Source organism: Atlanticothrix silvestris CENA357, assembly GCF_016056295.1.
Lineage (GTDB): Bacteria > Cyanobacteriota > Cyanobacteriia > Cyanobacteriales > Nostocaceae > Atlanticothrix > Atlanticothrix silvestris.
In genome coordinates this window covers 11,968-26,560 of the sequence record NZ_JAECZB010000026.1, presented here as the reverse complement: position 1 = coordinate 26,560, position 14,593 = coordinate 11,968, and the positions used below count along the sequence as shown (strand labels likewise).

Sequence of the window (14,593 nt, the reverse complement as noted above, 5' to 3'; positions counted from 1 at the left end):
CTCATAAATCAAATTTCATTCCTATTATTCTGGGCATCTATGCAAAAATCTTAAAACTCTCTTTCCCTCTGTCTCCTTAATTCAGACACCCAGCAAAGCCTCTAATTCTTGGTCAACTAATGCTGCTAATTCATCTTCGGAATATTGCTGAATATCGATTAACAAATCAGTTTGATTTTCAGTCTCTATTTGAGACTCCACCTCAATTGGCTCTGCTATGTTCAAGGTAATTACTTTGTTGAGCAGATAGTCAGCCAAGGATTCGATGGTGGGATATTCAAAGGTCAAAGTCGAAGGCAGAGAATTGCCTAAGCTGGTTTCGAGTCGGTTCTTTAGTTCGATGGACATGAGAGAGTCCATTCCCATATCGAAAAAGCCTTGCTGAGGATTTGGTTGATAGGATGCTTCAAACCTGAGAACTTGGGCAACCTCAGTTTGAATGTAAGCAATCAAAACATTTTCGCGATCGCTAGCAATAGTTTCCTCTAATTGACGCAAAAGTTCAAGTTGTTTGGCTGGTTGTGCAGAATTTGTTTGCTGCTGAGTTTTAGGAGCCAAATCAGAGATTAAGGGCGCTGCACCTCCAGGCGGGAATTGTTGGAGGAATTTCGCCCAGTTGACTGACATCACACCAACTTGGGTTGCATCTTGCCTCAATAAATCTCCCAGCAGTTGCAATCCCAGTTCTGAAGACATGGTAGCAAAACCACTCTCAGCTATACGCTGTTGGCTGCGACTATCTAAATCTGCTGCCATTCCCGCTTCTGCCCAAGGGCCCCAGTTAATGCTCAAACCGGGTAAACCTAAATTTCGACGATAATGAACCAAGGCATCCATAAAGGCATTAGCTGCTGCATAGTTACCTTGGCTGGGTGAACCGAGCAATGAAGCCACCGAGGAGAAGCAGACAAAGAAATCTAAAGGTAAGTCTTTGGTCAATATGTGTAGATTCCATGCTCCTGACACCTTCGGCGCTAAAACTTTCGCAAAGCGGCTCCAGTTTTGTTGCATTAATACCCCATCATCTAAGACACCAGCCGCGTGAAAAATACCCCGCAGCGGTGGATAACTTGTTTGGATTCCCTCTAAAACCTGAGCCACATCTCCAGAATTAGACACATCTGCTGTGACAACTAGAACTTTTGCCCCTGCTTGCTCTAGTTGATTGATAGCTGCTTGAGCAGTGCCTGCAACTCCCCGCCTGCCAGTTAAAACTAAGTTTTTGGCTCCTTGTGCTACCATCCACTGAGCAACTTGCAGCCCCAACGCTCCTAGACCACCTGTAATTAAATAAGTACCGTCTTCATGAACCGCAAGCTGATTCACTGGGGTTTGAGCTTGGCGACGCACCAATCTGGATACTTTCCGTACTCCTTGACGTAAAGCAACTTCGTCTTCTTGGTCTGGGAACAACAACTCTGTAAATAAATCTTCAACTTCGTTCCCATTGTCTGCCGGATCTAAATCCAATCGCACACATGATAATTCGGAATGTTCCAAGGCAATAACGCGTCCCAATCCCCACAAAGCAGCCTGAGTTATGGCTAGGGATTCTGACATTGGTTCTACTGGCTGGGCACCTTTGGTAACTAACCACAGGCGAGGAGACTTAGACCAAGTTGATTTTGCCAAGGCTTGAACTAAATGCAGTACACTACCACAGCCAGTAACTTGGGTATCTTGGAAATCAGCGATGCTTTCATTCTCTAGCCCCCACAGGTATACTATCCCACGGCAAGCAGGTTGATCTTGAATTAATCTCTGAAAATCTTGTGGTTCTGACGGATTAATATAGTAATGTTCTGCATCTACTTGATATCCTGAACCAGGGGAAACTAAAATAGTGCGATCGCCACGTTCTCGGAGTTGTTTTGCTAACTTAACCCCCGTTCCTTGCTTGTCAGCAAATATCAGCCAACTCCCTAATTCCTGTGCCTGTGCCAACTGATAATTTTGCTCACGAGGCTTTGCTTTCCAAGCTACTTCATACAGCCAGTCGCCTAAATCTTTTTGTAGACTTTGCAGCAGAGTTGCACGACGAACTTTTCTCACTTCAAAGCCGATGATTTCAGCAATTAACTGTCCATTTTGGTCGAACAGATGTACGTTACCAATTAAGCTTTGATTATTAGACGTTTGTGTTTTCTGAGCATGACACCATAGCTGACTACCAAAAGAAGAACGGCCATAAAACCTAAAGCTGCCTATGCTAAATGGAATATACATGTAATCGTTCTGAACTTGCTCGGCAGGATTAACATCCCAGCAAACATTTAGCAATTGCAAACATGAATCAATTAATCCAGGATAAAGCTGATAGTTATCGAGTTCATCTGGTAACTGGGGAAGTTTCATTTGACACACAGCTTCTCCGTTTTGATGCCAGATATTTTCTAGCCATTGAAATGAAGTTCCCCAACTGTAGCCAACTTCTTGAAAACTAGAGTAAAATTGCGTTCCCGATAAAACTTGAGAACATCTAGCCTTGACTTCTGCCACATCTACGAAATTGGGTACTGGCGAGAACAGCCGGACTTTTCCCGTTCCATTTTTTTTCCAAGAGTTAACCTCGTTTTCTGCTTCTCCACCTAAGAAACTGATGATTTGGAAGGAAGTTTCTTCAGTTGTTTTGGGTGTTAAAACTAACTGAACCGTTGTACTACCATCATCTGGGCAAACAAGAGTATTTTGAAACAACAAATCTTCGATGATGCAAGATTCATTGGGGAAAGCCTCCTTAACTGCGGATAGAATCATCGAGATATAAGATGCACCAGGAACTATTCTGACTTCATTTAGTTGATGATCCTCTAGGTAAGCAGGTGAATTGGAACTAAATTGAGTTTCAAAGCGAATTTCTGGAGAAAATGGTAATTTAAGCCGTTGACCGAGTACAGGGTGGAGGTTTTTGCTGTCTTTGGCTGGTAAAGTTTGTTGGCGGTGGGATGTCTCAACCCAATAGCGTTGTCGCTGGAAGGGATAATTGGGCAGCACTAGCCGACGGCGTGGATAATCTTGATCAAAACCAGACCAGTTGATTGATGCCCCACGTAAGTATAATTCTTGCAAGCTCTGAAGTAGTTGTTGCCAGTCTGACTGTCCTGGGCGTAAACTAGGGAGCCAAACTCCTATTTTTTCTGGGATACATTTACGACCCATTCCTAGTAAAGTTGGTTTTGGCCCGACTTCTAGAAAAATTTCGCAACCCTGCTGTTCCAGGGTTTCCATACCAGCAGCAAATCTGACAGATTGGCGCAAATGTCTTAACCAGTATTCAGCATTGGCGATTTCTGTGGTAACAAGTGTGCCGGTAACATTAGAAATCAGTTTGATATTAGGAGATGAAAAGCTAACTTCTGAGGCAATTCGCTCAAATTCTGCCAACACTGGTTCCATTAAGGGAGAGTGGAAGGCATGAGAGACGTTTAATTTTACACTATTAACGCCTTCGCTTTGGAGAGTAGACACCGCAGCTGCTACTGCTTGATGCTGTCCAGAAATCACTACACTCTCTGGGCCATTAATGGCAGCAATCGAGACTTGATTTGCATAAGGTTGAATAGCTGCCAATACTCGTACTTCTGAGGCGAATACATTGACCATTGCGCCATCTTGAGGTGAAGCTTGCATAAGGCGAGCGCGGGCAGCAACTAATTTTAAACCATCTTCCAGGCTAAAAACTCCAGCGATGCAAGCGGCAACATACTCACCCAAACTATGTCCCATGACTACTGTTGGTTCTATGCCCCAAGACTTCCATAATTGGAAGAGTGCATACTCTAGAGCAAATAAAGCCGGTTGGGTGTAGGCGGTATCATTGAGAGAACTAGTCCCAGATTCAGGATAGAGAACCGACAGTAAAGGTTGTTCCAAATAAGGGCGAAGAATTTCATCACATCGATCTAAAGTTTGGCGGAAGGTCGGTTGGGTTTCGTAGAGTTGTCGCCCCATACCTATATACTGAGAACCCTGTCCAGTAAACAGAAAGGCGATTTTAGGGCGTTTTTTGTTGTGTAATTGTCCACTTAATGCTGGAGTTTTACCAGCTGCAAAAGCTGCCAGTTGTTGACGTAAGTGTACAGTAGATTCAGCCACAACAGCTAGCCGATAATCAAAATGCGATCGCCCGGTATTCGCGCTGAAACAAATATCTGCCAGATTTACTTTGGCATCACCTCCCAAGAAGGATTCATAGCGGCTGACAAGTGACTGTAGTGCTGATTCAGTTTTGGCCGATAAACTCAAAAAGTGAAGCGGACGCTCAGTTTTTGGCTGTACTGATTTAATCTCCGGTACTGCTTCCAGAATCAGATGGACATTTGTACCACTCATACCAAAGGAACTGACCCCAGCTAGTCGTCGTCCATCTGTCCCTAATGGCCATTGTGTGGGCTGAGTTGGAACCACAACCGGCAGTTTTTCCCAAGATATATAGGGGTTAGGCTGTTGCAAATGTAAATGTGGCGGTATCTCTGCGTGCTGGAGAGCTAGCACAACTTTCATTAACCCGGCAACTCCGGCGGCTGATTCCAAATGACCAACCTGAGTTTTTACCGAACCTATCGCTAAAGCATTATCTTGGGAACGACCTTGACCTAAGACTGCACCCAAGGCTAACACTTCGATGGGATCTCCCAAAGGTGTACCAGTCCCATGAGTTTCCACATATTGAATCTGATGGGCTTGGACGTTGGCATTTTCTAAGGCTTTGCGAAGTAGTTTTTCTTGAGCCGAACCATTGGGGGCTGTCAGACCATTACTAGAGCCGTCATGATTGTATGCCGAACCCCGAATCAAGGCCAAGATAGGATCGCCATCAGCTAGAGCATCAGATAAACGCTTAAGTACTACTATCCCACACCCTTCTCCACGCCCGTAACCATCGGCACTGGCATCAAAAGTTTTACAGCGACCATCGGTAGATAAGGCTTTCAATTTACACAGACCAATAGAAGGGTCTGGTGAAAGAATCAGGTTGACACCGCCAGCTAAAGCCATATTGCATTCTTGAGAACGTAGACTTTGGCAAGCTAAATGCACCCCTAACAGCGAAGATGAGCAAGCTGTATCTAACTGCATCGTAGATCCTTGCAGACCCAAGACGTAAGCTAAACGCCCCGCAGCCATACTTCTGAGAATACTTAAAGTATTGTAGGCATCAATTTGAGTGCGATCGCCATAAAAACTCTGTTGTGCATAATCATCCATAGACAGCCCGACAAATACCCCTGTTAAGCTACCATTTAACTGTTCTGGTGCTTGTCCAGCATTTTCTAAAGCCTCCCAGCTTACTTCTAAAAGTAGCCTCTGCTGAGGGTCGAGGCTAACTGCTTCGCGGGGAGAGATGCCAAAGAACTGAGCATCAAACTTATCCACTTCATTCAAAAAACCGCCGTACTGGGTGTACATTTTCCCCAACATATCCGGGTCTGGATGATAGAACTCATCCACTGGCCATCTTTGTGCAGGAATTTTGCTAATGGCATCTACGCCATTATGTAATAAGTTCCAGTAATCATCTGGGTTATTGACACCGCCAGGAAGACGGCAAGACATCCCAATAATTGCAATTGGTTCTTTCTGCAATTGCTCAACAGTGTCAACTTCAGACCGCATCCGCCGCAATTCTAAAATTGCATTTTCTAATAACAAGCGATAATTTGTGTTTTCTGAATTAGGATTCATACTAATTTCCTTTGTTTAAGCGTAGCAATTTCTCTGGTAAGTAAGTCAGCTATTTCCGCGTCTGAGAGTTCTTTTAAATCTGAAGATTCGGCAAGTTCTTCACTGTTTGCTGGCAATTCAACAGACACAATTTCTGTATGCAAATTAGATTCTTGCTTTGTCTTGGCTAACTCAGTCGGTTGGGGAATTTGTTGATTGGCTAGGTGAAGTGCTAAAGATTCGATAGTGGAGAAGTTCCAAACTATTGTTGCTTCTAGGGAATATCCCAACCATTCGCTCAATTCTTGGGCTAACTTGACAGCCCTGACTGAATCCAATCCATAATCAGCAAATGATTTACTTGGGTCAATTGATTTGGCTTCTACTGTCAGTTTTCTAACTAGCCAATCCATAATCCAGTTTTCAATCAATTCGGCAGTTTGGTAAGAAACATTTACCGATTCAGATGTCTTTGTTTCTGCTTTTAGTGTTTTGTTGTTGATAACAGGTGAAGCAGAATTTTCTTGCCTTAGTAGCCGCTTGAGTATTTTGCCAGTCGGATTTTTGGGGATAGAAGTGACAAATTCTATAGTGCTAGGAACTTTATATTTCGCTAATTTTTGGTAACAGAACGCAATTAGTTCATCTTCTGTAATTACTTGGTCTGGCTTGAGTACAACACTAGCCTTAACTTGTTCACCGAGTACTGAATCTGGGACACCGTAGACAGCTACCTCTGCAACACCTGGATGTTGGTAAATGACATTTTCAACTTCTGCTGGGTATACTTTTAATCCACCGTTGTTGATCATATCCTTGAGGCGATCAACGATGTAAAAGTAGCCTAATTCATCTATTTGACCAATATCACCTGTGTGAAACCATCCATTTTTAATAGCTTTGGCAGTTTCAGCCGGGCGATTCCAGTAACCTAGCATGACGTTTGCACCGCGAATGACGATTTCGCCAAGTTCACCTGGTGCAACTTCGCAACCATCATCGAGGCTCACAATTTTCATCTCGACATTTTCAATTGGTGAACCAATGGAACCTAGTTTGTACCTCAGTTCGTGGTTATAGCTAGCTAATGGTGATGTTTCTGTGAGACCATATCCTTGGTTGATGACTTTACCAAACTTGTCTTGCCATCGTTTGGCAATTTCTACAGGTAAGCCTGCTGCGGCTGAAAAATAGAAACGCACTGAATCCAAATCGCGGATGGATGCTTTATCGCATAAAAGAATAAAAGTAGTAGGAACACCAAAAAAGATTGTAATATTAAAATCGCTTATAGATGTTAGTACTGTTTCTGGGTCAAACGATCGCTGTAAAATGATAGTTGCACAAGTATTAAGTCCACTATTGAGAACTGCGTTTTGTCCAAAGCAATGGAACATCGGCAAAAACAGTAAAATTTGATCATTAGGGCGCATTTCGCAACAGTGATTCATTGAGTACATGTTAGAAATCACATTGCCATGAGAAAGAGTCGCGCCTTTAGGAAAACCTGTCGTACCAGAAGTATAAAGAATCGCCGCCGGATCATCACGTTCCATTTCCACGGCACGGGCGCTAGGTGAAGCGTTAGCCATTAAGTCACTCAATGGCATAGCGCCAACTGCTTTACCCTCCGCAATTAAAATATGCTTCAGGTGCGGTAAGTCCTGCTTGGGCAATTTTTCTCGTATTGTTTCTGTTGTTATAAGTACCTTTGCTCCAGAGTCATTGAGAATAAACTTTAATTCATCACTTTGCAGACTTGGGTTAATAGAAACAGCGATCGCACCAATTTTGAGAATACCAAGATAGGCAATTACAAACTCAGGAATGTTTGGTAATAATAATCCTATGCGATCGCCACGCTCAATTCCTAACCCCAGTAAAGCATTGGCAAAGCGATTTGCCATTTCGTTTAGTTGTTTGTACGTGAAATATAATCCTTCAAAAATTAGCGCTGGTTTGTTAGGAAAAAGACAGCAACCACGCTCTACATTTTGGGCAATATTCATAAAAGTTGTTGCAAAATTTGAGTTGTAGTTCTTGTTATACTTATCGCCTTGGTGTGGAGAATTTATGCAATAAGTGTGTTAATAAATCTCCTATTATTTGGCGTTGTCAAATAATAGGAGATTTGTACTTTTGGAAATTGATTAATGCAAGCAGGGTAAGATATCTTGAACTGCTTGCACAATTAAACCGCCAGCAGCGATATCAGCAGAAATCCGGGCAATATGCTCATCAAGACCTTGCTCATTATCGTTCCAAATATATGGGCGATCTGAAGTTGGCGGCTGCCCAACTACTTGGCGGACTGCCGAATACAACTGCACAGTTGCGGGTGATAGGCAGGTACGTGCATCGTATTGACCAGTCTTTTTATATGTGCGGAGATCAACGGCTTGGACTCCAAACATCAGTGCGATCGCCATATAATTCTGGAATATATCTACAGAACGGCGGGCTAGAGTTGCTGAAGTGTATCCTTGGCTGTTGATGTTTTGGTTAAATTGTTCAGCATGGGTAGGAAAGCGATCGGCTATGGAATTTCCATAGAAGGTCAACAGTGGCATAATTGAGTTTCCGCATATTTGCAGTCCCTTGAGTCCCATATTGACTTTACGTTCTTGGTTGCCAACTAAAGATGGTGGCAGCCCATTGCTAAACTCCGGTGAGGCGAGGAGGGCGATTTGCACATCCAGATGTTTAGCCAATAGCCCAATGTAGTAACGCAGGTGATCCATTCCCACGCCCACGTATTGTCCGAGAAAATTACCGCCATGATAACTAGCTTGGTTATTGACATCAATCAGTGGGTTGTCAGTGACTGAATTGATTTCGATTTCAATTTGTTTGGCAACCTGTGAAATTCCATCAACGATTGGCCCCAAATACTGGGGAAGGCATCGGAGTGAGTAACGATCCTGGATTAATTCTTGATCACGATAATCATGTTTACCATCTAACTCATCACGGACTATGTGAGAATCTGCCAGCAAAGAAACCATCTGATCTGCTGCCCATAATTGACCAGTATGTGGTTTGGAATTATGGATAAATGGGTGGAATGATTGATTTGTTCCGTTTAAAGCTTGGATATCTAGCGCATGTACGCCCATTGCGATCGCAGTTAGCACTTGAGCATCATATACGCAGTTTGCAGCAATACCTGTCATGACTGAAGTGCCGTTCATCATTGCCAAACCTTCTTTCGGCAACAATGTCAATGGTGATAAATTCAGCTGACGTAGGGCTGTTGGGGCATCCATTTCTTTGCCGTTGAAGTCAACCTTAAAGCTGGGGTCTAAGCCTATCAGCGAACCAGTAATGTAGGATAGTGGGACTAAATCACCGCTAGCACCAATTGAGCCAAACTCATATACATAAGGTGTCACACCAGCATTGAGAAAAGTCTCCATGCGCTTGATAAGTTCCAACCTGATGCCAGATGCACCATGCATGTGAGAGTTTGCACGCAAGAGCATAGCTGCGCGCACATCCGCCAAGGGCAATTTGTTACCTGCACCTGTTTTAAGGAACCAAACTAAGTTGGTTTGGAGTTCGGATGCTTGTTCACGGGATATTGCCACATTGGCCATACCACCAAAGCCAGATGTCACTCCGTAAATTGGTTCCCCAGATTCAACAGCATTATTAATGTAGTCACAAGATGCCTGAATACCTTGCAAAACTTCAGCATTATCAGTTAAGGACACTAAAGTACCATTACGTGCGACGCTCGCAACATCATTTATTGTGAGTTTACGATTACCTACAATTACATTTGAAACCGAAGTTCCAGTGAAAGGCAATTGTCTAGAAAATGTTTTGTTTTGTGGTTGAGATAGTGTCTTCATACGGGGATTATCTTTAATTCGTAGTAGGTATTGCGATTAACTTTACTTCTAGTTTCTGCTGATAGTATTTGACATAGCATTTCAGCAAATACAAATTGAGATTTAGCTGGCATCAGTTCTGTAGTGAAGCAGCAATTCTCTACGATTAAAACTTTCAAGGCTAAATTTTAAAAAAATATCACGTAATAATTATCCAAATAAACAGATCTTAATTTCAATTTGTTTGTTTATTAATAGATAAAGATTTAGGCTATTGTGGTATTTTCAACAGTGCAAAATGAAAGTTTTAACCGATTGTTCTTGATTTGAACTGTTATATATTTATCAGAAGTGACTACAAGGTTTATGCAACTATTCTATAAATTTGACTTTATTCATTTTTGCATCTTGCAAGTACATATACCGAAAGCCTTGCTTAGAAAAGGTTTCATCTATTTTGCTTTCGATAAAACTAGTACAATATGATGTAAATAATGCAACCATTTAAAATGGATTAAAAGCTTATATAAAAAGCTTTTAACCCATTTTAAATAATTGGATATTTTTTACTCGAAAGTTTGTAACCACGTAGCTCAACCAGGTAATGCCGAATCCGAAAATTATGTAACAAACTCGGTGCTAATAGGCAGTAACAACCCTGTTCCACTTTCGCTTCACGTAAAACAAAAACATTGCAAAGATCATTATTGTTAAGCTAAATATGTAACTCTCACCAAAAACTTTCATGGCTATGGATGAAGCAATTGGCCCTGCGGTACATCCGAAACTATATACAGCTGTGAATAAAGCACTTCCAGAAGATAGTTCATTTCTAGAAAGTTTTTCTCCAATTAATGCCATTGCTAAAGGTAGAATTGGGCTTATACTAGCTCCAGCAATAAATGCAAATATCTGAGTAGCAATGGAGTTTTGAATCAATGAAAGAGACAAAAATGAAAGTAGTACAATAGACACACTACTAAAAAGAATTTTTAGTCTGCCGAATCGGTCTGCTAGGTGAGTCACTGGAACAGTAGAGAGCAAACCGCCAACTACAAATACAGCAAATGTATAGCCTATTTGTTCTATATTGTAGTTTTGGCGTAGCAAATAAACGGGATATAAAGAAACTAGTGTAGATTCGCCAAAACCATAGGCAAATGCGCCCTGAAGAGGAAGTTTAAGCTTGCGGAAAATCCCGGAACGTGAAGATTTTTGGAAAACAACAGCTTTGTCGGGTAAAGCTATCCAGACTACAATTACACCGCTAAAAATTAAAGCACTACCCAAAGAAAATGAAAGTTTAGGGGAAACATTATAGAAAGCAGAACCCATTACTGGGCCGATACCAAATCCAAAAGTAAAAGCTAGAGCATTCAAACCATTGACGATCGCTCGATTACCTTCATGACAAAAGTGATTCAATGCAGTGTTACCACTGACTAAATATAAACAACAAGCAACGCCCATAATACTACGTATGATAAACCATACAGGCATTGATGTAGTCATAGTAAACAAAGGAGCGCTAAAACCCATCAATGCCAAGCCAAGCATCATAGTTTTACGAAGCCCCAATTTGGGTAATATTTTTACAACAAATGGTGTTCCCAGAGCTATGACTAGAAAATACACCGTAGAATTTGCTCCTATCCATAAATCATCAACTTGATGTTGCGCCATGAACGTTGAGATGAAAGGATTAAATAGACCTATAGAAATACCAGACAAAAAAGCTATGATATACAAAGCTGGTAATCCAGTAGAGAAAGGAGAATTTGATTTTGTGGAAGTTAATTCTGTCATAAAATCTCAGGATAATGTAGAAATTGCGTGGTTTTAGCGCATGGTATAACTACAGTGCAGCAATTTTCTTATTGCAAAAGATGAATAGCCATTTTTGCAATAAATTGATTTTGTACACTTTATTTCAATAGAGTTAGCTATTTAGTAAACTGTATTTGTGTGTATCAAGTGTTTAATTATTGTTGATAGCTAACACGTGATCTAGATGTTGAGATAATGACTGCAAAAATAGTGATTTAGAATTCTGCAAAAAGAAATGATCACCAGGAAACATTTGCAGGTTGAAGGAACTACAAGTCTGCTCACGCCAAGCTTCTAAAGCATCAACCTTAATTGCTTTATCCTGCAAACCTCCAAATACAGAGATTGGGCAGTCGAGTGGCATTTGATTTTTGTAAACGTATGTTTCTAGCATCGTAAAATCTGCTCGCAAACAAGGCATGAAAAGTTGCAAAAGTTGTTTGTTTTGTAAAATTGTCTGTGGTATTGCATTGTAGCGATCGCAAAGTTCTGCCAAGAATTTAGCTTCAGGCATTTTGTGGATAAATGGCCTCAGAATTGGTTTTTGGGGAGCAGGACAACAACAAGCAAATAGGTGAACAGGGCTAAGATTATATTCATAACGGAGTAGACGCGCTATTTCAAAGCCAAGTGTTGCACCCATGCTATGACCAAAAAAAGCAAATGGGATATTTAAATAAGGTCTAATTGTTGATGCTAAAGTTTGAACAAGAGGTAAAAAACTGGTATATAAAGGTTCTTCTAATCGACGACCTCTTCCAGGAAGTTGGACTAAATAAACCTCTACATCCTTTGGTAAATTATTTGTCCATGTGCTGTATGTTGAGGTTGTACCCCCCGCACATGGAAAACAAAATAGGCGAAGTTGAGCTTTGGGATTCGGCTGTGGGCAACTAATCCAAGGGTCATAAGTTAATCTTGCTGTCATAAATTTATGTGTGTAATGTAAAAATTTCTCTCACAAATGCTGACACTATTTATTTGTGAAACCACGCCAAATCTGTTTCAAAAATAAGGTCGTAGTATAGCGGTTTTCAATTGCATAGAATACAGACCATTCGTAGGGGCACAGCATTGCTGTGCCCTATTGGGCATTACTGGAAATATTGTCATCATCTTAATTAACGTGAGTTCGACAAGTCTTATTTGACCTCTCCCCCAACCCCTCTCCGAAACGGAAAGGGAGGCTGGGAGGGAGAGCTTCATCGAACTCAAGTTTAATTAATAAAAAACATTGATTTTAAGCTTTTAGCAATTCACATTAGACAGCGATCGCTAATAATAAAATCATTAAAATTTAATACCTTAAAAATTATTAAACATTCTTAATTCCTTACATTAATGAGTAACAGCTTACAACTTAAAAGCTAATTTTTTTGTTTGCTCTTATTAGACTTATCGCTTTTTTATAAGATATTTATGCAAAAAATTAAAATACTTGGCAAATGGAATGAGGCTAATGGCAAAAAAAGAAGTGGAAATCCTTGATAATACTGGATTTGGGCTGTATCAAATTCCCAAAAAAATCACTTTGTACGAGATATAATTACGTAAGTACACTTAAACATATTTTTACAATAGTGCTTTTTTATGCTACATAGATACATAATAGAGCTAGATATGAGTAAAAATAGAGAACTCATCTTTAAGGAGGCTTAATGACGACTAGACGTATTACCAGTGCTGTAAATTTAATAGCAGCCAAATTCTCACGACGAAATGCGCTTTTGTGGCTTGGGGGTAGTGGGCTAGGTACCGCCCTTGTGGTGGGAGGAACACAACAACAAGCGAGCGCTCAAAATCACGAAGAGTTGAAATTGGTGAACCCACCAACGTTATATAATGCAACCCAAAATGGCTATAGTCATATAGCTGTTACACCAGCCAGGACAAGAACCGTCTATATATCTGGTCAATTTGGTTCCGATTTACAAGGAAATCTTGTCTCCAATGACTTTGAAGAGCAGTTAGTACGGGCTTTTCAGAACCTCCGTTTTGCCTTAGAAGCCGTTGGAGCGAGACCCCAAGATGTAGCAAAAACTACTGTTCTTATAGTGGATTATAACCAAACTAAATTGATTCCGCTAGGACGCGAAATTGGGAATTTATGGGGGAATAAACCACCAGCAAATACCCTTATTCCTGTTCCTAGGCTTGCACTAGACGGCATGTTATTTGAAATTGACGCTTATGCCGCGATTCCAGAAAAACCGGATAGAGGAATGGCTCCAACATATCCTTTTTAATCACTAGACCTGTTGCATGTATCCAATAATGCCCTAAGACTAGAAGTCTGAACAGCATTTGCTACCCTGCGGTTTGCAGAAATTAAAGAGGACAGTAACGCACGTACCCAAAGCGATCTGATCGCTTTGGGTACGCTTTCCCTTGGTTGTTATGATGTGAGTATCATTACTCCATAAATCAACAGACAGAACATAGGGCAGCAATGCAACAACTCTTTTTTCATGACAGAGATAGCTTTAAAGCGCAAGCCCTATTTCTTGGTAAGGAAATTAACCTAAAGACATTGGACAATTACGTCTGTTTGGCAACTATGCCACTAATGGTTACAGTAGGTGAACACGGCTGTGCAGTGCTACTGAGCTATGGTGCAGTTGTCCTGTTTAATCTTGAGCCTGTAGAAAAGGTAGCCTTTTTGACCGAATTCTCCTCTCAAGTTAGCGAATCTTTTGCCAACCCAGAGACGGAAGAAGTAGAAATTCAGCTCAACGTGATACAAACTGAGCGAGTCAAGGAAGGAAAAATTCTGCTGCATGAATTTAGTATTGAACGCTTGCAGATAGTAGCTGATATACTCGCTAAGAGTGTTGTGTTGTCTCATTACGAAATTAGTATAGCCACTGTATTTGATCAAATTGAACCGTTTGCAGCTAGCCTTCAGCGCAAAAACAGGAGTAGAAGCCAAAGTCGAGAATTACTACGTCAACTAGGCACTAGTTTGTTAGTTCAGCATAAGATTGTGGGTCGAGTAGAAATTATCGATAAGCCAGAGTTGCTTTGGGAATCCCCACAGCTAGAAAATTTATATTTACGTTTGGAAGATGAATACGAAATCCGTGAGCGTCACAACGCCCTAGAACGCAAGCTAGAGCTAATTTCTCGAACCGCGCAAACAGTTCTGGAGTTCATGCAGCATAGCAGCAGCCAACGAGTAGAGTGGTATGTGGTGATTTTGATTGTGGTAGAGGTGCTGCTGTCACTATACGACATCATTTTCAAACGCTAATGGAAATCTTAGCAGCACT

At 41.2% G+C, this 14,593-nt stretch carries 7 protein-coding genes; 2 read left to right on the top strand and 5 right to left on the bottom strand.

Features of this window, described 5'->3' with window-relative positions; genetic code table 11:
• Window positions 1-81 precede the first annotated feature (81 nt).
• The 5 genes from I8751_RS12550 to I8751_RS12530 all read right to left on the bottom strand — a co-directional run bounded on the left by I8751_RS12550 (window position 82) and on the right by I8751_RS12530 (window position 12,252).
• Window positions 82-5,685, bottom strand: a complete 5,604-nt coding sequence (locus I8751_RS12550) for a type I polyketide synthase (RefSeq protein ID WP_214439491.1) — start codon at window positions 5,683-5,685, stop codon at window positions 82-84.
• Window positions 5,682-7,673, bottom strand: coding sequence for a long-chain-fatty-acid--CoA ligase (locus tag I8751_RS12545; RefSeq protein WP_214439490.1), 1,992 nt, complete (start codon window positions 7,671-7,673; stop codon window positions 5,682-5,684). Before I8751_RS12545 ends, I8751_RS12550 begins: the two co-directional genes overlap by 4 nt.
• A gap of 141 nt (window positions 7,674-7,814) precedes the next feature.
• Window positions 7,815-9,518, bottom strand: coding sequence for an HAL/PAL/TAL family ammonia-lyase (locus I8751_RS12540; protein ID WP_214439489.1), 1,704 nt, complete (start codon window positions 9,516-9,518; stop codon window positions 7,815-7,817).
• Between the two features lie 618 nt (window positions 9,519-10,136).
• Window positions 10,137-11,303 (bottom strand): MFS transporter, encoded by a 1,167-nt coding sequence (locus tag I8751_RS12535; RefSeq protein WP_214439488.1) that lies wholly within the window; start codon window positions 11,301-11,303, stop codon window positions 10,137-10,139.
• Between the two features lie 172 nt (window positions 11,304-11,475).
• On the bottom strand, window positions 11,476-12,252 hold the full coding sequence (locus I8751_RS12530; protein WP_214439487.1) for a thioesterase II family protein: 777 nt from the start codon (window positions 12,250-12,252) through the stop codon (window positions 11,476-11,478).
• A 730-nt stretch (window positions 12,253-12,982) separates the two neighbouring features.
• Between I8751_RS12530 and I8751_RS12525 the strand changes: the two genes are divergently transcribed.
• Together I8751_RS12525 and I8751_RS12520 are read left to right on the top strand one after the other, a co-directional pair.
• Complete coding sequence (locus tag I8751_RS12525) at window positions 12,983-13,570, top strand: Rid family hydrolase (RefSeq protein WP_214439486.1); 588 nt, start codon at window positions 12,983-12,985, stop codon at window positions 13,568-13,570.
• A gap of 203 nt (window positions 13,571-13,773) precedes the next feature.
• The gene (locus I8751_RS12520) at window positions 13,774-14,574 is read left to right on the top strand and encodes an RMD1 family protein (RefSeq protein ID WP_214439485.1); all 801 of its coding nucleotides are present in this window, start codon (window positions 13,774-13,776) and stop codon (window positions 14,572-14,574) included.
• Window positions 14,575-14,593: the final 19 nt, after the last annotated feature.